The 18,134-nt window shown below is 71.6% G+C and carries 16 protein-coding genes; 11 read left to right on the top strand and 5 right to left on the bottom strand.

Annotated elements, in window-relative coordinates:
- Nucleotides 1-192: 192 nt before the first annotated feature.
- Together F8R89_RS06625 and F8R89_RS06620 are read right to left on the bottom strand one after the other, a co-directional pair.
- A complete protein-coding gene (locus tag F8R89_RS06625; RefSeq protein WP_151783084.1) occupies nt 193-921 on the bottom strand; it encodes a hypothetical protein in 729 nt (242 codons plus the stop codon).
- A 177-nt stretch (nt 922-1,098) separates the two neighbouring features.
- Nucleotides 1,099-1,824 (bottom strand): 3'-5' exonuclease, encoded by a 726-nt coding sequence (locus tag F8R89_RS06620; protein ID WP_151788014.1) that lies wholly within the window; start codon nt 1,822-1,824, stop codon nt 1,099-1,101.
- A 167-nt stretch (nt 1,825-1,991) separates the two neighbouring features.
- Here F8R89_RS06620 and F8R89_RS06615 point away from each other — a divergent pair, with 167 nt between their 5' ends.
- The 3 genes from F8R89_RS06615 to thrS all read left to right on the top strand — a co-directional run bounded on the left by F8R89_RS06615 (nt 1,992) and on the right by thrS (nt 5,887).
- Nucleotides 1,992-2,558, top strand: coding sequence for a DUF4365 domain-containing protein (locus tag F8R89_RS06615; protein WP_151783083.1), 567 nt, complete (start codon nt 1,992-1,994; stop codon nt 2,556-2,558).
- Nucleotides 2,555-3,784 carry a hypothetical protein gene (locus F8R89_RS06610; protein ID WP_151783082.1) on the top strand — a complete coding sequence of 410 codons (1,230 nt, stop codon included), beginning with the start codon at nt 2,555-2,557 and terminating at the stop codon, nt 3,782-3,784. Before F8R89_RS06615 ends, F8R89_RS06610 begins: the two co-directional genes overlap by 4 nt.
- A gap of 126 nt (nt 3,785-3,910) precedes the next feature.
- The gene (gene thrS, locus F8R89_RS06605; RefSeq protein ID WP_151783081.1) at nt 3,911-5,887 is read left to right on the top strand and encodes a threonine--tRNA ligase; all 1,977 of its coding nucleotides are present in this window, start codon (nt 3,911-3,913) and stop codon (nt 5,885-5,887) included.
- 29 nt (nt 5,888-5,916) lie between these two features.
- Here thrS and F8R89_RS06600 read toward each other — a convergent pair whose 3' ends face one another.
- Nucleotides 5,917-6,576, bottom strand: coding sequence for a potassium channel family protein (locus tag F8R89_RS06600; protein WP_151783080.1), 660 nt, complete (start codon nt 6,574-6,576; stop codon nt 5,917-5,919).
- Nucleotides 6,577-6,654: 78 nt separating this feature from the next.
- Here F8R89_RS06600 and F8R89_RS06595 point away from each other — a divergent pair, with 78 nt between their 5' ends.
- The gene (locus tag F8R89_RS06595; RefSeq protein ID WP_108705995.1) at nt 6,655-7,203 is read left to right on the top strand and encodes an HIT family protein; all 549 of its coding nucleotides are present in this window, start codon (nt 6,655-6,657) and stop codon (nt 7,201-7,203) included.
- A gap of 51 nt (nt 7,204-7,254) precedes the next feature.
- On the opposite strand, the gene F8R89_RS06590 is transcribed toward F8R89_RS06595, so the two are convergent.
- A complete protein-coding gene (locus tag F8R89_RS06590) occupies nt 7,255-8,916 on the bottom strand; it encodes a hypothetical protein (protein ID WP_151783079.1) in 1,662 nt (553 codons plus the stop codon).
- Between the two features lie 240 nt (nt 8,917-9,156).
- Nucleotides 9,157-11,355 carry an elongation factor G-like protein EF-G2 gene (locus F8R89_RS06585; RefSeq protein WP_151783078.1) on the bottom strand — a complete coding sequence of 733 codons (2,199 nt, stop codon included), beginning with the start codon at nt 11,353-11,355 and terminating at the stop codon, nt 9,157-9,159.
- 304 nt (nt 11,356-11,659) lie between these two features.
- Between F8R89_RS06585 and pgsA the strand changes: the two genes are divergently transcribed.
- The 7 genes from pgsA to F8R89_RS06550 all read left to right on the top strand — a co-directional run bounded on the left by pgsA (nt 11,660) and on the right by F8R89_RS06550 (nt 18,073).
- Nucleotides 11,660-12,346 (top strand): phosphatidylinositol phosphate synthase, encoded by a 687-nt coding sequence (gene pgsA / locus F8R89_RS06580; RefSeq protein ID WP_151783077.1) that lies wholly within the window; start codon nt 11,660-11,662, stop codon nt 12,344-12,346.
- Nucleotides 12,343-13,251, top strand: coding sequence for a phosphatidylinositol mannoside acyltransferase (locus F8R89_RS06575; protein ID WP_151783076.1), 909 nt, complete (start codon nt 12,343-12,345; stop codon nt 13,249-13,251). The genes pgsA and F8R89_RS06575 overlap by 4 nt, the downstream gene beginning before the upstream one ends.
- A complete protein-coding gene (locus F8R89_RS06570) occupies nt 13,248-14,426 on the top strand; it encodes a glycosyltransferase family 4 protein (protein WP_151783075.1) in 1,179 nt (392 codons plus the stop codon). Before F8R89_RS06575 ends, F8R89_RS06570 begins: the two co-directional genes overlap by 4 nt.
- A 664-nt stretch (nt 14,427-15,090) precedes the next feature.
- A complete protein-coding gene (locus F8R89_RS06565; RefSeq protein ID WP_151783074.1) occupies nt 15,091-15,633 on the top strand; it encodes a hypothetical protein in 543 nt (180 codons plus the stop codon).
- Between the two features lie 128 nt (nt 15,634-15,761).
- Nucleotides 15,762-16,667, top strand: coding sequence for a pyridoxal 5'-phosphate synthase lyase subunit PdxS (gene pdxS / locus F8R89_RS06560; protein WP_062674254.1), 906 nt, complete (start codon nt 15,762-15,764; stop codon nt 16,665-16,667).
- Nucleotides 16,667-17,272: a pyridoxal 5'-phosphate synthase glutaminase subunit PdxT gene (pdxT, locus tag F8R89_RS06555; RefSeq protein WP_151783073.1), complete on the top strand. Its 606-nt coding sequence runs from the start codon at nt 16,667-16,669 to the stop codon at nt 17,270-17,272. Before pdxS ends, pdxT begins: the two co-directional genes overlap by 1 nt.
- A gap of 48 nt (nt 17,273-17,320) precedes the next feature.
- Entirely contained in the window at nt 17,321-18,073 is a 753-nt protein-coding gene (locus F8R89_RS06550) for a YebC/PmpR family DNA-binding transcriptional regulator (protein ID WP_151783072.1), read from the top strand.
- Nucleotides 18,074-18,134 lie beyond the last annotated feature (61 nt).

Below are 18,134 nucleotides of genomic sequence, written 5' to 3'. Positions count from 1 at the left end.
GGCCGTCCACACGGACGGCCCCTTCTGCTGTGTGGCCGGTACTCCGGGGTATCTAGGCCCGCACCCGTGCGCCGCGGTGGATGTCCGCGAGCGCGGCCCGGGGCGCGTCACTGCCGACCGCGGTCCGTGTGACCGCTTCTTGCATCGCCCTGATCGCGCGGTGCCCAGCACCGGCATCCGGGGCCCTATGCGTCAGCACGTCGCGTCGGCCGCACGCTCGACGGGGATCCGGTCCAGGAGAGTGGCCCGCTCGATGGGACTGTCCAGGGTCGGCTTCTGGCTTCCCTCACGGGGCACGACATTACTCAGCACCGAACTGGCGTCCTCGTGCACCAGGTACACGTAGATCCAGTAGTGCTTGTTCTTGGGCTTCGGCACGCCGACGGAGAAATGCTTGGTCGCCCATGAATCGCCGGTGGACGCGACAGCCTTTTCCAGACCGAACAGCCGTGACGTGTCGGGGGTTCCGTTCGCGTCGTTGAGGATGGCGGTCCAGATGTCGAAGTGATCCGGGATCCAGCCGGTGCCCGAGACGGCGATCTTGCATTCGATCGATGCATGGTGGCCCGGCTCGATGCTCTTCTTGAGGCGGGCGACCGTCTTTTCCCACGACGACTTAGTGGACGCCGCCGAAGGGCTGTTGCCCGGGACGCTGTTGGGTCTGTCGGGCCACGTGAACCCCACGAGCACAGCCGCGATCAGGGCGGTGAGCCCGAGCGTCAGGTTGCGGGCGACTGCCGACCCGTTGAACGGAACGTACGTGCACAGAGCCCACACGACGCCGACTCCCAAAGCGGTGATCCCCGCTGGGAGCACCCATTCAGGCGTGTCGACGATGACGCTGAGTGCAGTGGAGCCGATGCCGACAATGTTCAGGGTGATGTTCGAAATAAGGAGTGTGCGCTCCAAGTTGGTTGCCATGCAGCATGATTAGCGCACTCTGGGATAGTGCATGCGGTCGCCCGCAATCGGTGACAATTCTGAGACATATGCGAATCGATCACCCTATGGGGCATCGGTATTGTTTTCGAATGAGAGCTCCCTCCCTTCATCGGGGAGAAAGCCGGTCCGCGTCGAGCGGGCCGGCTTTTCCGCTGTTCAGGCCGCCGCCGGCAGGTCCGGGCGCAGGGGCCAGGACGGGTCCACCGACTCCTCCGTGCCGCTGCGCGCGAACCACGCCTGCAGGCCGCGCGCCTGTGCCGCGTGCCACACCGCCTGCAGGGTGTGCAGCTCCGCCGGGGAGAGCCGTTCCAGGCGGGCCGCGAAGCGGCGGGCCACCGCGCGGACGACCTCCAGCGACGCCAGCGCGTCGGCCGCCGCGTCGTGCGCGTCCTCCAGCTCGACCTCGTAGTGCGCGCACAGGTCGGTCAGGGTGCGGCGCCCCTTGCGGTAGCGGTCGAGGTGCTTGTCGAGGACGCGCGGGTCGAGCACCGTCAGCGACGCGCTCTCGAACCAGCGGGACAGCGACGAGGCACGGTGCCGCCGCAACTCGCGGTCCAGCAGCGTCAGATCGAACGGCGCGTTCATCACCACCAGCGGCCGGCCCGCCGTGGCCTGCACCGCCAGCTCCTCGGCTATCTCCTGCATCACCGGCGCCGGCCAGCGGCCGTTGCGCTGGAGGTGATCCTCCGTCAGGCCGTGCACCGCGGTCGCCGCCTCCGGCACCGGGACACCCGGGTTCACCAGCCATCGCGTCACCCGGGGCCGGGTCCCCGGGGCGTCCTGCACCACGACGGCCGCCGAGACGATCCGGTCGGTCTCGACGTCCACGCCTGTCGTCTCCGTGTCGAATGCCGCCAGCGGGCCTTCGTACCAGCACCCCATACCGCTCAACCCCTTGTCCATCCATGGCAGCTGACGTCCCGTCTTCTGCCCGTTTGGTGATACCCGGGCCGTTTGCGGCGTACGCCGGAAGGACACAACAGGAGTGCGGGTCTTTGCAGTTCAGCGGCCCGCCACGGGGATTCACTCTGCCTGGAAGGCTGTTCGTCATGGCGATTGCGCAGCCCGAGCGGGGCGGGCTGCTGCCCGAACGGACGGGCCCCCCTCGCGGTTCACTCGCCACCACCGCGTGCATGGAGACACTGCAGGTGGGCTATCTGCACGCGGTCGCCGCGGCGGCGGGATGCTCGCTGTCCCAGCCGTTCCCGGACAACGGCATCGACTGGCACGTCAGCCACAGCGCGCCCGGCCACACCGTCGACGACGAGGTCACCATCAAGGTGCAGCTGAAGGCGACGTACCAGGTGGCGCCCGATCCGCCCGGCCGCCACTTCTCCTTCACGCTCGACAACGCCCATCTGGCGAAGCTCGCCCGCACCCCGGTCTCGGTGCACAAGATCCTCGTCGTGATGATCGTGCCCCGCTCCCAGGAGCAGTGGCTGCGCGCCGGACACGACCGGCTCGACCTGCGGCACTGCTGCTACTGGGTCAACCTCGCCGGCCACGCGATCACCGGCCGGCGCCGCACCACCGTGCGGATACCGACCTCCCGCATCTTCGACGACCGGGCGCTCTGCGAGATCATGACGCGGGTCGGGACCGGAGGCAGACCATGACGCACCGCCCGCTCCAGGAGCCCGCCCGCCCGGTCCGGCCCCACCCCGTCGACGCCGCCTGGGACCGGGCCCCCGTGCCCGGCGACGTCGACCCCGCCGTCCTCGGCGTCCTGCTGCGCCGGCACGGCTGGCAGCGGCGCGGGGGAGCGGCCGGCCGCTACGGGCGCTGGACCCCGCCCGGACCGGCCGGCGGCGGCACCAGCCTGCTCGTCCCGGAGTCCCGGGCCTTCCCCGACAGCGACGACCTGCTCGCCGAGGCGCTGACCGCGCTGTCCCGCAGCGGCACCCCCGCCGCCCGCGAGGTGCTGGTCTGCCTCGCCGTACCCAGCGACGAGATCCGCTGGTGGCGGGACGCGCCGGCGGGCCCGGCCGGGGCGGCGCCCTGGACCGCCGAGGAGGAACTGCGCACCGCCGCCCGCCGCACCCTGCTCGCCGCCGCCCTCGCCACCCGCGCCCGGGCCGGATACCACGGCGCCCGGCACCGCCGCGCGGCCGCCGGCCTGCTGGACGACGTTCTCGTCGGCTCCGCGCCCGACGGCCGCGGCCTCACCGCCTTCGTGCCCGTCGCCACCGGCCGCCCCCTCGCCGTACGCCTCCACCACGCGCTGTACGCGGCCCGCGAGGCCGTCGACTACCAGCGGGCCACCGGCGGCATGGACGCCTTCGACGGAGCCGTCGAGGCGGGCGTCAGCCGGGAACTGGTCGAAGGACTGATCGCCCTGGTGCGCGGCACCGAGGGCGCGCGCGTCGCCGTGGCGTGGGCGCCCGCCGCGGGCGTACCCGAGGACTGCGCGGCCGACGGCGAGCCCGTCGAGTTCTCGCCCGGCGACCTGCCCGTCCTGAGGGCGGCCGCGGCCCGCTATCTGCGCGAGGAGCCGTCCGTGCCGGCGCTGATCACCGGCGCCGTCGTGCGGATGCGCCGGACCGGCACCCGCGGCGAGGGCACCGTCCGGCTGCGCGTCCTCGCGGGCGCCGAGGTCGCCCACGTCCGGCTGACCCTGGACGAGGAGGCGTACCGCATCGCCGGGCGCGCGCACCTCGTCGGGCTGCCGGTGCGGGTGCGCGGCCGGCTGGAGAGCCGGGGCGGCTTCCGCAGGCTGGCCGGGGCCTCCGAGGTGGTCCCGGTGCAGGTCGACGACGCCGAGCGGGACCGGCTGATGAAGGCGCTCCAGGAGGATCTGGACTTCTTCGAAGAGGTGTGCGCGGGGGAGGACGGCGGCGACTGACGGCGGCCGGAGACGGCGGGGGCCGCGATATCCGTTTCGCGATCGGCGGTCGCGGGTCGGTACGATCGCAGTCATGCGCGCGCTCCTGGTATGGCGCCGCACCCCACCTTCAGTCAGGAGAGACCGGTGTCAGACGTCCGTGTGATCATCCAACGCGATTCCGAGCGGGAAGAGCGCGTGGTGACGACGGGCACTACGGCCGCCGACCTCTTCGCCGGCGAGCGCTCCGTCATCGCCGCGCGCGTGGGCGGCGAGCTCAGGGACCTGTCGTACGTGCTCTCCGACGGCGACGAGGTCGAGGGCGTCGAGATCTCCTCCGAGGACGGCCTGAACATCCTGCGCCACTCCACCGCGCACGTGATGGCCCAGGCGGTGCAGGAGCTCTTCCCCGAGGCCAAGCTGGGCATCGGCCCGCCCGTGAAGGACGGCTTCTACTACGACTTCGACGTCGAGAAGCCGTTCACCCCCGAGGATCTCAAGGCCATCGAGAAGAAGATGCAGGAGATCCAGAAGCGGGGCCAGAGGTTCGCGCGCCGCGTCGTCACCGACGAGGACGCCCGCGAGGAGCTGGCCGACGAGCCGTACAAGCTGGAGCTGATCGGCCTCAAGGGCTCCGCGTCGCACGACGACGGCGCGGACGTCGAGGTCGGCGCCGGCGAGCTGACGATCTACGACAACCTCGACGCCAAGACCGGCGAACTGTGCTGGAAGGACCTCTGCCGCGGTCCCCACCTGCCCACCACCCGGAACATCCCGGCGTTCAAGCTCATGCGCAACGCGGCCGCCTACTGGCGCGGCAGCGAGAAGAACCCGATGCTCCAGCGCATCTACGGCACCGCCTGGCCCTCCAAGGACGAGCTGAAGGCGCACCTGGAGTTCCTCGCCGAGGCCGAGAAGCGCGACCACCGCAAGCTCGGCAGCGAGCTCGACCTGTTCTCGATCCCCGAGCAGATCGGCTCCGGCCTCGCCGTCTTCCACCCCAAGGGCGGCATCATCCGCCGGGTCATGGAGGACTACTCGCGCCGCCGGCACGAGGAGGAGGGCTACGAGTTCGTCTACACCCCGCACGCGACGAAGGGGAAGCTCTTCGAGACCTCGGGCCACCTGGACTGGTACGCCGACGGCATGTACCCGCCCATGCAGCTCGACGAGGGCGTGGACTACTACCTCAAGCCCATGAACTGCCCGATGCACAACCTGATCTTCGACGCGCGCGGGCGTTCCTACCGTGAGCTGCCGCTGCGCCTCTTCGAGTTCGGGACCGTGTACCGGTACGAGAAGTCGGGCGTCGTGCACGGCCTCACCCGTGCCCGCGGCTTCACCCAGGACGACGCGCACATCTACTGCACCCGCGAGCAGATGTCCGAGGAGCTCGACAAGACCCTCACCTTCGTCCTGAACCTGCTGCGCGACTACGGCCTGACCGACTTCTACCTGGAGCTGTCCACCAAGGACCCGGAGAAGTTCGTCGGCACCGACGAGGCGTGGGAGGAGGCCACCGAGACGCTGCGCCAGGTCGCCGAGAAGCAGAACCTGGAACTGGTCGCGGACCCGGGCGGCGCCGCCTTCTACGGCCCGAAGATCTCCGTCCAGGCCAAGGACGCCATCGGCCGAACCTGGCAGATGTCGACGATCCAGCTCGACTTCAACCTGCCGGAGCGCTTCGACCTGGAGTACACCTCCGCCGACGGCTCCAAGCAGCGTCCCGTCATGATCCACCGTGCGCTGTTCGGCTCGATCGAGCGGTTCTTCGCGGTGCTCCTGGAGCACTACGCGGGCGCCTTCCCGGCGTGGCTGGCCCCGGTGCAGGCGCTCGGCATCCCGATCGGCGACGCGCACATCGAGTACCTGGAGAAGTTCGCCGCCGCCGCGAAGAAGCAGGGGCTGCGCGTCGAGGTCGACTCCTCCTCGGACCGGATGCAGAAGAAGATCCGCAACGCCCAGAAGCAGAAGGTGCCCTTCATGGTCATCGCGGGCGACGAGGACATGGCGAACAACGCCGTCTCCTTCCGCTACCGCGACGGCTCCCAGGAGAACGGCATCCCGTTCGACGAGGCCATCGCCAAGATCGCGAAGGTCGTCGAGGAGCGGGCGCAGGTCTGATCCACCGGCTCCAGGAGGCCCCCGGAAGCTCAGCTCTCCGGGGGCCTCTTGTCGCTCTCGCGGGTGAAGACCTGCAGCAGCCACGAGGAGAACGACCCGGTCACCGCGCCCAACAGGGCCAGCCCGCCCGCCATCATGCCGATCGCGATCGTCCGGCCTCCGAAGGTCACCGGTGTGATGTCGCCGTAGCCGACGGTGCTGAGGGTCGCCGCCGTCCACCACACGGCGTCGCCGAAGGTCCGCATGGTGGCGCCGGGCGCCCCGCGTTCCAGATGGAAGACGGCCAGGGCGCCGGCGAAGCCGAGGAGCAGCGTGGACAGGCTCGCGTAGGCGATCACACGGGCGTGCAGGGACAGCCGGGGCTCCCCCTGCCGGCGCTGGATGACGTCGTAGAGCGGCACGATCCGCAGGGGGCGCAGCAACGGCAGCAGGACCACGACCGTGTGCAGGAAGTGGGTCCTCACGAAGTGCGGGAAGCGCTCCCCGCTGAGCTTCCGGCGCACCACGAAGTCGGCGGCGAACAGCAGCCACAGCGCGACCATCGTGTACACGCACAGGTCCTTCCAGAACTGCGGCATGCTCACCGCGAGGACGCGGGCCGCGTAGGCGGCCAGGAAGAGCAGCGACGCCAGGAACAGCGGGATCTCGGTGCGCTGCTCCCAGCGGGCGGAGGGGCTGTCGTCGTCCACGCGCCCAGCTTGGCCGGTGCCCGCCGCCCCCGCGCCCCGGCGACACGCCGGGAACGGTCGAAGCCATATGCTGCACGCATGACGAGTGAGCCGGAGCAGCAGTGGGGAGTGGGCATCCAGGACGCGTTCCAGCGCCTGTGGACGCCCCATCGGATGGCCTACATCCAGGGTGAGAACAAGCCGACCGGTCCCGGAGCGGACGACGGCTGCCCCTTCTGCTCGATCCCGGCCAAATCCGACGAGGACGGGCTGGTCGTCCGGCGCGGCGAGCAGGTGTACGCGGTCCTCAACCTGTACCCGTACAACGGCGGGCACCTCATGGTCGTGCCCTACCGCCATGTTGCCGACTACACCGACCTCACCGAGCCGGAGACCGCCGAGCTGGGGGCGCTGACCAAGCAGGCGATGACGGCCCTGCGCACCGCGTCGGGTGCCCACGGCTTCAACATCGGCATGAACCAGGGCACGGTCGCCGGTGCCGGGATCGCCGCCCACCTCCACCAGCACATCGTGCCGCGCTGGGGCGGGGACACGAACTTCATGCCGGTCGTCGGGCACACGCGCGTGCTGCCGCAGCTCCTCGCCGACACCCGCAAGATGCTGGCGGAGGCCTGGCCGACCGCCTGACCGCGGGGGAGGGGCCGGCCCGGCCCCTCCGTCGGCTCGTCGCCGCAGCGCCTACGCGTCGTAGACGTCCGCCTTGCGCGGTGAGGGGTCCTGCACGGCCGTGCTGAGGAACGCCGAGCGGGCACCGAACTTCTCGGTGTCCACGCCGTTCTCCGCGAGGACCCTGATCGCCGAGGCGTGCACGGCCCGCAGCACCGGGGTGGCGGCGCGCAGGGCGTCGTCGGCCATGAAGCGGTGCCGCCACGGCTGATCGGCCCAGGCGTGCCGCAGCCCGAACGGCTCGGGCAGGGCGATCGTCCCGCCCAGCCAGTTCAGCGCCGGGGGATACCAGGAGAGCGGCGCCCGCACCGCCAGCCGCACCACCTCGTCGGTGCCGACCAGCGGCAGCTTCACCGAGCGGGTCTCCCACGGCTTCAGCGACTTGGCGACCTCCTTCTTCGGCGCCTCCGGCTTCTCCTGGAAGAGCCCGTTGACCGGGCCGAGGGCGTGGCCCGTCACCTCGATGCGCAGCGTCTCGTGCAGCACGGTCACCGTGATCAGCATGGTGATGATCAGCTGGCCGTCCCACAGCGTCCACTGGACGCCCAGATAGTGCCGGTCACCGCTGCCGAACTGCTGCTTGTTGCAGATCTCCTGTATCGCGTGCGGCTTCACCTGGTACGCCTCGACGTCCGTGCCCTCCGGCCGGGACACCGCCGAGGCGCCCTCGGCGATCGGCGTGACGATCCAGTGGCGTATCGAGGGCTTGGGGAAACCGCCCGAGTTCAGCGGGCCGCGCTCGAGCATGCTCAGCTGGTCGTGGATCGCGCGGATCACGTCCCAGCTGCGGAACGGGTGGATCTCACGGTCGGCGTCGGCGGGCACCAGCTCCTCGGCCAGCTGCCAGCTGCCCCAGCGGGTGCCCATGCCGAGTATGCCCTTGGGGCCGGCGTAGAAGACCGAGTTGGACTGCTGCTCGGCGCTGAGCTTGGCCAGCGCCTGGCGCAGATGCTCGGCCTGCGTCTCGTTGGGACTGGCCGGCACCGCCTCCGGCACCTTCGCGCCGACGCTGCTGCCCGCGAGCAGGCTGTCCCAGCGCTCCCGCAGGTCCCGCGCGGTGCGCTCGCACACCTGCTTCGCCCAGAACCAGCCCAGGACCGGCATCACCACGGAGGCGCGCGCGTACCACGCCCAGAGGCCGGTGAACGGCATCTTCAGCAGGAACAGCACGGCCAGCGCGCCCATCGCGACGAGGAGCACGGAGCCGAGCGCCCCGCCCCGCTTGGCGTCCCGCTTCACGATGGTGGTGCGCAGCGTGAAGACGAGCAGCCACACCAGGAGGCCGGGCAGGAACAGCAGACCGCAGACGACCATGATCGTGCTGAGGGTGCGGTCCCGGGCCTTGCGGATGTTGTTCGCGGCCAGGCAGTGCTCGACCACGACCTGCGGCTCGGTGCCGAAGGACTGGATCAGCGGCTTGCGGCCGTCGCCGAGCATGCGGTCGACCACGGCCCGCGAGAACGCCTCACCGAGATTGGGCCGGAAGATCTTCGCCCAGCCGCGGCCCGCCTTGACGTCCGTCTTGTGCCACTCGTTGTCGGCCTTCTTGATGTCCTCGTACGGGTTGTCGCGATAGGCCGCCGAGGCCAGCGCGAAGGTCGCCGTCTGCCCCTCACCGGCCGTGCGCGGCACCTGCGGACCGAAGATGTCCGCGTAACCGCCTTCAACGGTCATTCCCGCCCCCACTCGCCGCACTGTCGCTCCTGCGGCCTTCCCGACTTCCGTACGGCGCACACCTGTTGATCGGACGCCGATCGATGATCAGCGTATCCCCAGCCACCGACATCCGTCGGCGGACGGCCGAAGCCGCCCGCCGACGGGGAGGGGAGCGCTCCACGTGGCGTCCGGAAGGCTCCGGCGCGTTTTCGTGGCGCTCCGGCGCGCGTGGAGCGACCGGGCGGCGCCCGGCGCGCGCTAGGACGCCACCCGCGCCTCCTCCCTGACCCGCTCCGCGATCTGCTGCGGCATCGGCTCGTGCCGCGCGTACCGCCGGCTGAACCGGGCCGTGCCGTGCGACAGCGACCGCAGATCGATGGCGTACCGGCCGATCTCGATCTCGGGTACCTCGGCCTTGATCAGCGTGCGCCCGCCGCTGGTCTGCTCGGTGCCGAGGACACGGCCCCGCCGTCCGGACAGGTCGCTCATCACGGCCCCGACGTAGTCGTCGCCGACCAGCACGGACACCTCCGCCACCGGCTCCAGCAGATGGATCTTCGTCTCGCCCGCGGCCTCGCGCAGCGCGAGCGCGCCGGCCGTCTGGAAGGCCGCGTCGGAGGAGTCGACCGAGTGCGCCTTGCCGTCGAGCAGGGTGACCCGGACGTCGACCAGCGGATGACCGGCCGCGACCCCCTTCGCCGCCTGGGCGCGCACGCCCTTCTCCACGGACGGGATGAACTGGCGCGGCACCGCGCCGCCGACGACCTTGTCCACGAACTCGATGCCCGAACCGCCGGGCAGCGGCTCGACCTCGATCTCGCAGACGGCGTACTGCCCGTGCCCGCCGGACTGCTTCACATGCCGGCCGCGGCCCGCCGCCTTGCCCGCGAACGTCTCCCGCAGCGACACCTTGTACGGCACGACGTCGACCTGCACCCCGTACCGGCTGCGCAGCCGTTCCAGTGCGACGTCGGCGTGGGCCTCGCCCAGCGCCCACAGCACCACCTGGTGGGTGGCCTGGTTCTGCTCCAGGCGCATCGTCGGGTCCTCGGCGACCAGGCGGGCCAGGCCCTGCGACAGCTTGTCCTCGTCGGCCTTGCTGTGCGCCTGGATGGCCAGCGGCAGCAGCGGGTCCGGCATCTGCCAGGGCTCCATCAGCAGCGGGTCGTCCTTCGACGACAGGGTGTCCCCGGTCTCCGCGCGGCTCAGCTTGGCCACGCACGCGAGGTCGCCCGCGATGCAGTGGCTGAGGGTGCGCTGCTGCTTGCCGAAGGGCGCCGACAGCGCGCCGACGCGCTCGTCGACGTCGTGGTCCTCGTGACCGCGGTCCTCCATGCCGTGCCCGGACACGTGCACCGTCTCGTCGGGCCGCAGCGTGCCGGAGAAGACGCGCACCAGCGAGATCCGGCCGACGTAGGGGTCCGACGCGGTCTTCACGACCTCGGCGACCAGCGGACTGTCCGGGTCGCACGGCTTCAGCTCGCGCGGCCGGCCGTCGAGCGTGGTCACCGCGGGCGCCGGCCGCTCCAGCGGGGTCGGGAAGCCGCGGGTGATCAGCTCCAGCACCTCGACGGTGCCGAGACCCTGCCGGGCGCCCTCGGCGGCCGGGGCGGCGGCCAGGACGGGGAAGAACGTGCCCCGCGCGATGGCCCGCTCCAGATCCCCGATGAGCGTCTTCACGTCGATCTGCTCACCGCCGAGATAGCGGTCCATGAGGGTCTCGTCCTCGCTCTCCGCGATGACCCCCTCGATCAGCCGGTTGCGCGCCTCCTCGATCAGCGGCAGCTCGTCGCCGCCCGGTTCGGACTCCTTGCGCTCCCCGGTGGAGTAGTCGAAGAGCTTCTGCGTCAGCAGGCCGATCAGACCGGTCACGGGCGCGTGCCCGTCCGGGCCGGGCTCCCCGTGCAGCGGCAGATACAGCGGGAGCACGGCGTCGGGGTCGTCGCCGCCGAACGCCTCCGCGCAGATCCGCGTCATCTCCTCGTAGTTCGCCCGCGCCGCCTCCAGATGCGTCACGACGATCGCGCGCGGCATGCCGACGGCCGCGCACTCGTCCCACACCATGCGGGTGGAGCCGTCGACGCCGTCCGAGGCCGAGACGACGAAGAGGGCCGCGTCCGCCGCGCGCAGACCGGCCCTGAGTTCCCCGACGAAGTCGGCGTAGCCGGGGGTGTCCAGCAGATTGATCTTGATGCCGTCCCATTCGACGGGCACCAGGGAGAGCTGTACCGAGCGGTGCTGCCGGTGCTCGATCTCGTCGTAGTCGGAGACGGTGCCGCCGTCCTCGACGCGGCCCGCCCGGTTCACCGCCCCCGCCGTCAGCGCGAGGGCCTCGACCAGAGTCGTCTTGCCCGAACCGCTGTGGCCGACCAGCACCACATTCCGTACGGACGTGGGGTGGTCGGCCGCCGTAGCCCTGCCGGCGGCTCCGGGGTGTGCGTTCGCCTTGTCGCCCATGCTCCTGCCTCCCGTGCACGGTGAGGTCACTGTGGGCGCGGACGTACGGTCCCTCTCCCGGGCCCGGGCCCGGAAGGCGCCCCCAGCGACGGCGGCTGCGACGACGCCCGCGGTCCTTCGAGCTTTCCACTCACCGCACGGCCCGTCCATACGACGGACGGGACCGCGCCCGCCGCCCCGTCCCGGCGGGCCACGGGCACCGACGACGAGTGCCCGGCGGCCGCCCGCACGCGCGCGTGGCTACGATGGGCCAGCCGGTGGCCAGCAAGGGCCGCGCGGCGCCACACCGACCCTCGGGAAGGCCATGCTGAACAAGTACGCGCGTGCTTTCTTCACGCGTGTTCTCACGCCGTTCGCCTCATTTCTGATCAGAAGGGGCGTCAGCCCCGACACCGTCACCCTGATCGGGACCGCCGGCGTGGTCGCGGGCGCGCTGGTCTTCTACCCCATGGGCGAGTTCTTCTGGGGCACGGTCGTGATCACGCTGTTCGTGTTCTCCGACCTCGTCGACGGCAACATGGCGCGCCAGCTCGGCCGCTCCAGCCGCTGGGGCGCCTTCCTCGACTCCACCCTGGACCGGGTCGCCGACGGCGCGATCTTCGGCGGCTTCGCCCTCTGGTACGCCGGGGGCGGCGACGACATCGTGCTGTGCGCGGTGTCGATCTTCTGCCTGGCCAGCGGCCAGGTCGTGTCGTACACCAAGGCCCGCGGCGAGTCGATCGGCCTGCCGGTCGCCGTCAACGGTCTGGTCGAGCGGGCCGAGCGCCTGGTGATCTCGCTGGTCGCGGCCGGTTTCGCCGGACTGCACAAGTTCGGCGTGCCCGGCATCCAGTACCTGCTGCCGGTGGCGCTGTGGGTCGTCGCGGTGGGCAGCCTCGTCACGCTGGTCCAGCGGGTCGTCACCGTCCGCCGGGAGTCCGCCGAGGCCGAGGCCGCCGAGGCGCCGGACAAGCCGGAGAGCGCCTCGCACGGGAGCGAGGCCGCCACGTGAGCGCCCAGGACCGGCTCACCGACGCGCTGTACGGGCTCGGCTGGGGCACCGTGAAGAAGCTCCCCGAGCCGGCCGCCGTGCGCCTCGGCCGCACCATCGCCGACCTGGCGTGGAAGAAGCGGGGCAAGGGCGTCCAGCGGCTGGAGAGCAACTACGCGCGCGTGGTGCCCGACGCGAGCCCGGAACGCCTGGCGGAGCTCTCGCGCGCGGGCATGCGCTCGTACCTGCGCTACTGGATGGAGTCCTTCCGGCTGCCCGCCTGGAGCGAGGACCGGGTGCGCGAGGGGTTCGCGCCCAAGGACGTCCACCATCTCACCGACGGGCTGGCCGCCGGGAAGGGCGTGATACTGGCCCTGCCCCACCTGGCCAACTGGGACCTGGCCGGTGCGTGGGTCACCACCGAACTGAAGACACCGTTCACGACGGTCGCCGAGCGCCTCAAGCCCGAGACGCTCTACGACCGCTTCGTCGCGTACCGCGAGGGCCTCGGCATGGAGGTCCTGCCGCACAGCGGCGGCAGCGCCTTCGGCACCCTGGCGCGCCGGCTACGCGACGGCGGCCTGGTCTGCCTGGTCGCCGACCGCGACCTGTCCTCCTCCGGCGTCGAGGTCGACTTCTTCGGCGCGACCGCCCGGATGCCCGCCGGACCGGCGCTGCTCGCCCAGCAGACCGGGGCGCTGCTGCTGCCCGTGACGCTCTGGTACGACGACTCGTCCGTGATGCAGGGCCGCGTCCACCCGCCGGTCGAGGTGCCCGAGTCAGGCAATCGCGCCGAGAAGACGTCTGTCATGACACAGGCGCTGGCCGACGCCTTCGCCACGGGTATCGCGGAACATCCGGAGGACTGGCACATGCTCCAGCGCTTGTGGCTCGCCGACCTGGATCCCACGAAGGGGACCTCGTGAGAATCGGCATCGTCTGCCCCTACTCCTGGGACGTGCCCGGAGGCGTCCAGTTCCACATCCGGGACCTCGCCGAGTACTTCATCCGGCAGGGGCACGAGGTGTCCGTGCTGGCGCCGGCCGACGACGACACCCCGCTGCCTCCGTACGTCGTCTCGGCGGGCCGGGCCGTCCCGGTGCCGTACAACGGCTCGGTCGCCCGGCTGAACTTCGGCTTCCTCTCCGCCGCGCGGGTGCGCCGCTGGCTGCACGACGGACGCTTCGACGTCGTCCACATCCACGAGCCGACGTCGCCGTCCCTCGGCCTGCTCACCTGCTGGGCGGCCTCGGGGCCGATCGTCGCCACCTTCCACACGTCCAACCCGCGCTCGCGCGCGATGATCGCGGCGTACGCGATCCTCCAGGCCGCCCTGGAGAAGATCAGCGCCCGGATCGCGGTGAGCGAGTACGCCCGCCGGACGCTGGTGGAGCACCTGGGCGGTGACGCGGTCGTCATCCCCAACGGCGTCGACGTCGACTTCTTCGCCCGGGCCGAGCCCAACCCCGACTGGCAGGGCGACACCATCGGCTTCATCGGCCGCATCGACGAGCCCCGCAAGGGCCTCCCGGTGCTGATGCGGGCCCTGCCGAAGATCCTCGCCGCCCGCCCGGAGGCCCGGCTCCTCGTGGCCGGCCGGGGCGACGAGGAGGAGGCGGTCGAAGACCTGCCCGCCGAACTGCGCTCCCGTGTCGAGTTCCTCGGCATGGTCAGCGACGAGGACAAGGCCAGGCTGCTGCGCAGCGTCGACCTGTACGTGGCGCCCAACACCGGCGGTGAGAGCTTCGGCATCATCCTGGTCGAGGCCCTGTCGGCGGGCGCGCCCGTCCTCGCCTCCGACCTCGACGCCTTCGCCCAGGTCCTGGACCAGGGCGCGGCCGGCGAACTCTTCGCCAACGAGGACGCGGACGCCCTCGCCGACGCCGCCGTACGCCTCCTGGCCGACCCCGCCCGCCGCGCCGAACTCCGCGAACGGGGAAGCGCCCACGTCCGCCGCTTCGACTGGTCGACGGTCGGCGCGGACATCATGTCGGTCTACGAAACGGTCACAGCGGGCGCGGCAGCGGTGGCCACCGACGACACCTCGGGCACGGGGCCGGTGGGCGGCCTCAGGGCACGGTTGGGGCTGGCGCGGGACTGAGGGTGCGGTTGGGGCTGGCGCCCTGCTGAGGGTTTCCGGGAAGCCGGGCCCGCCTGCGGGCAGAGCCCCACCCTGTGTGTGGGCCGCCGCCGGCCGCGGGAGCCCCGCGCGTAGGCGGCGTCGATGTGCCGCCGACGCGGAAGCCGCAGGCGCCGTCCCCCACACACATGGTGGGGCTGCGAGGGAGTGGCCGGGGTTCCTGGCACCGCCGGAGGCGCCCCGCGCGGGACAGCGGCGATGCCTGCGCGGACTGGTGGCAGGGCTCCCGAAGTCGCCGGGGCAGCCTCCCACCGTCGGCGGGGGCGGCTGGCGCGGGTCTCCCCTGCGCCGCCTGAGTCGCGGGGGAGCCTCCGCGCGGGTGGATCCTCGTGCGCCGGCCGGCTCGGGGCGGCCCCGACGGCCTCCCGGGAGTCGCAGGCCATGCCGCACGCGCGGGGCAGACCCACAGGCGCCGTCCCCCGGGGTTGCCCCAGGGCCTGGGCCAGGGGCTCCTGGCGCCCGCGCAGGGGGCACCGGCCCTCGCCCCGCAGGGACCGCACAAGATGGCCGACCCCCGGAAGTCGCCGAGGGAGCCCGCGCAGGGGCCCTCGGTGCCGCCGGCGCCGCGTGGAACCGTCCGCCCCCGAGCCCCGAACCGCCGGAGGCACCCCGCTAGTCTGCGGCCGTGACCGCGACACTCATCTGGATCCTCGTCGTCCTCGTGGCGATCGGCCTCTACCTCAGCTGGACCGCCGGCCGGCTGGACCGGCTGCACGCCCGGATCGACGCGGCCCGGGCCGCGCTCGACGCCCAGTTGCTGCGCCGCGCCTCCGTCGCCCAGGAGCTGGCCACCTCCGGCGTCCTGGACCCGGCCGCCTCGATCGTGCTGTACGAGGCCGCGCACGCGGCCCGGCAGGCCGAGGAGGAGCAGCGCGAGGTCGCCGAGAGCGAGCTGAGCCAGGCCCTGCGCGCCGTGTTCGCCGAGAGCCAGCAGGTGGAGGCGGTCCGCGAGGCGCCCGGCGGCGAGGCGGCGGCCCGCGAGCTGACCGAGGCGGTCCGCCGGGTGCCGATGGCCCGCCGCTTCCACAACGACGCCGTCCGCGCCGCCCGCGCCCTGCGCCGGCACCGCAAGGTCCGCTGGTTCCGCCTGGCCGGCCACGCCCCCTTCCCGCTGGCCTTCGAGATGGACGACGAGCCGCCCGCCGCCCTGGTCGAACGGGCCTCCTGACCGGAGCGCGCCACCGGCGGGCACGGAAAACGAGCCACCGGCTCCTCATTGGCCCTTGCTGTGGACTGGTCCGCTGCCGTTTCCTCGATGCTCGCAGCAACCCTTCTCCACCCGTTGTGAGGTCACCCGTGTCCATCTCCGAAAACCAGGCTCCCGAGACCGGCACCGCCCGTGTGAAGCGCGGCATGGCCGAGCAGCTCAAGGGCGGCGTGATCATGGACGTCGTCACCCCGGAGCAGGCGAAGATCGCCGAGGACGCGGGCGCGGTCGCCGTCATGGCCCTGGAGCGGGTGCCCGCCGACATCCGCAAGGACGGCGGCGTGGCCCGGATGTCCGACCCGGACATGATCGAGGGCATCATCGACGCCGTCTCGATCCCCGTCATGGCCAAGTCCCGCATCGGCCACTTCGTCGAGGCCCAGGTCCTGCAGTCCCTCGGCGTCGACTACATCGACGAGTCCGAGGTGCTCACCCCGGCCGACGAGGTCAACCACTCCGACAAGTGGGCCTTCACCACCCCGTTCGTCTGCGGTGCCACCAACCTCGGTGAGGCCCTGCGCCGGATCGCCGAGGGCGCGGCCATGATCCGCTCCAAGGGCGAGGCCGGCACCGGCAACGTCGTCGAGGCCGTCCGTCACCTGCGCCAGATCAAGAACGAGATCGCCCGGCTGCGCGGCTACGACAACAACGAGCTGTACGCCGCCGCCAAGGAGCTGCGCGCCCCGTACGAGCTGGTCAAGGAGGTCGCCGAGCTCGGCAAGCTCCCGGTCGTGCTGTTCTCCGCCGGTGGCGTCGCCACCCCCGCCGACGCCGCCCTGATGCGCCAGCTCGGCGCCGAGGGCGTCTTCGTCGGCTCCGGCATCTTCAAGTCCGGCGACCCGGCCAAGCGCGCCGCCGCCATCGTGAAGGCCACCACCTTCTACGACGACCCCAAGATCATCGCGGACGCGTCCCGCAACCTCGGCGAGGCCATGGTCGGCATCAACTGCGACACCCTGCCCGAGACCGAGCGCTACGCGAACCGGGGCTGGTGATGACCTCACCCGTCATCGGAGTGCTCGCGCTCCAGGGCGACGTGCGCGAGCACCTCGTCGCCCTGGCCGCGGCCGACGCCGTGGCCAGGCCGGTGCGCCGCCCCGAGGAACTGGCCGAGGTCGACGGCCTGGTCATCCCCGGCGGGGAGTCCACCACGATCTCCAAGCTGGCCGTGCTCTTCGGGCTGATGGAACCGCTCCGCGCGCGCGTGCGCGCCGGCATGCCCGTCTACGGCACCTGCGCCGGCATGATCATGCTCGCCGACAAGATCCTCGACCCGCGCTCGGGCCAGGAGACCGTCGGCGGCATCGACATGATCGTCCGCCGCAACGCCTTCGGGCGCCAGAACGAGTCGTTCGAGGCGGCCGTCGACGTCAAGGAGATCCCGGGCGATCCGGTGGAGGGCGTCTTCATCCGGGCCCCCTGGGTGGAGTCCGTCGGCGCCGGCGCCGAGGTGCTCGCCGAGCACGACGGCCACATCGTGGCCGTCCGCCAGGGCAACGCGCTGGCCACGTCGTTCCACCCGGAGCTGACCGGCGACCACCGCGTCCACGGGCTGTTCGTCGAGATGGTGCGCGCGTACCGGACGTCCGAGTCCTTGTAGGATTCCTGCGTTCGTTGCAGAGATGGGTTACGCGAAGGAGACAGGCAGATGTCCGGCCACTCTAAATGGGCCACGACGAAGCACAAGAAGGCCGTCATCGATGCCAAGCGCGGCAAGCTCTTCGCGAAGCTGATCAAGAACATCGAGGTCGCGGCCCGCATGGGCGGCGCCGACATCGACGGCAACCCGACGCTGTACGACGCCATCCAGAAGGCGAAGAAGCAGTCGGTCCCGAACAAGAACATCGACTCCGCGGTCAAGCGCGGCGCGGGCCTGGAGGCCGGCGGCGCCGACTACGAGACGATCATGTACGAGGGCTACGGACCGAACGGCGTCGCGGTGCTCATCGAGTGCCTCACCGACAACCGCAACCGCGCCGCCTCCGACGTCCGGGTCGCGATGACCCGCAACGGCGGGTCCATGGCCGACCCGGGCTCGGTGTCCTACCTGTTCAACCGCAAGGGCGTGGTGATCGTCCCCAAGGGCGAGCTGACCGAGGACGACGTCCTCGCCGCCGTCCTCGACGCGGGCGCCGAGGAGGTCAACGACCTCGGCGAGTCCTTCGAGGTGATCAGCGAGGCCACCGACCTGGTCGCGGTCCGCACCGCCCTCCAGGACGCCGGCATCGACTACGAGTCCGCCGACGCCAACTTCGTTCCGACCATGCAGGTCGAGCTGGACGAGGAGGGCGCCAAGAAGATCTTCAAGCTGATCGACGCGCTCGAGGACAGCGACGACGTGCAGAACGTCTTCGCCAACTTCGACGTCAGCGACGAGATCATGGAGAAGGTCGACGCCTGACGCGGACGCGAGCCGCACGCGCACGTGCTCAACGGGCCGACGGGACACACCCGTCGGCCCG

This window comes from Streptomyces sp. SS1-1 (assembly GCF_008973465.1).
In the GTDB taxonomy this organism is placed as follows: domain Bacteria; phylum Actinomycetota; class Actinomycetes; order Streptomycetales; family Streptomycetaceae; genus Streptomyces.
The sequence above is the reverse complement of the archived record's forward strand: the minus strand, read 5'-3'. Positions and strand labels throughout refer to the sequence as shown.

Bases quoted from the DNA above. Each gene is read 5' to 3' on its own strand.
- F8R89_RS06625 (WP_151783084.1), bottom strand. From the start codon at position 921: ATGGCAACCAACTTGGAGCGCACACTCCTTATTTCGAACATCACCCTG.
- F8R89_RS06620 (WP_151788014.1), bottom strand. From the start codon at position 1,824: ATGGGGTGCTGGTACGAAGGCCCGCTGGCGGCATTCGACACGGAGACG.
- F8R89_RS06615 (WP_151783083.1), top strand. From the start codon at position 1,992: ATGGCGATTGCGCAGCCCGAGCGGGGCGGGCTGCTGCCCGAACGGACG.
- F8R89_RS06610 (WP_151783082.1), top strand. From the start codon at position 2,555: ATGACGCACCGCCCGCTCCAGGAGCCCGCCCGCCCGGTCCGGCCCCAC.
- F8R89_RS06595 (WP_108705995.1), top strand. From the start codon at position 6,655: ATGACGAGTGAGCCGGAGCAGCAGTGGGGAGTGGGCATCCAGGACGCG.
- F8R89_RS06590 (WP_151783079.1), bottom strand. From the start codon at position 8,916: ATGACCGTTGAAGGCGGTTACGCGGACATCTTCGGTCCGCAGGTGCCG.
- F8R89_RS06585 (WP_151783078.1), bottom strand. From the start codon at position 11,355: ATGGGCGACAAGGCGAACGCACACCCCGGAGCCGCCGGCAGGGCTACG.
- pgsA (WP_151783077.1), top strand. From the start codon at position 11,660: ATGCTGAACAAGTACGCGCGTGCTTTCTTCACGCGTGTTCTCACGCCG.
- pdxT (WP_151783073.1), top strand. From the start codon at position 16,667: ATGACCTCACCCGTCATCGGAGTGCTCGCGCTCCAGGGCGACGTGCGC.
- F8R89_RS06550 (WP_151783072.1), top strand. From the start codon at position 17,321: ATGTCCGGCCACTCTAAATGGGCCACGACGAAGCACAAGAAGGCCGTC.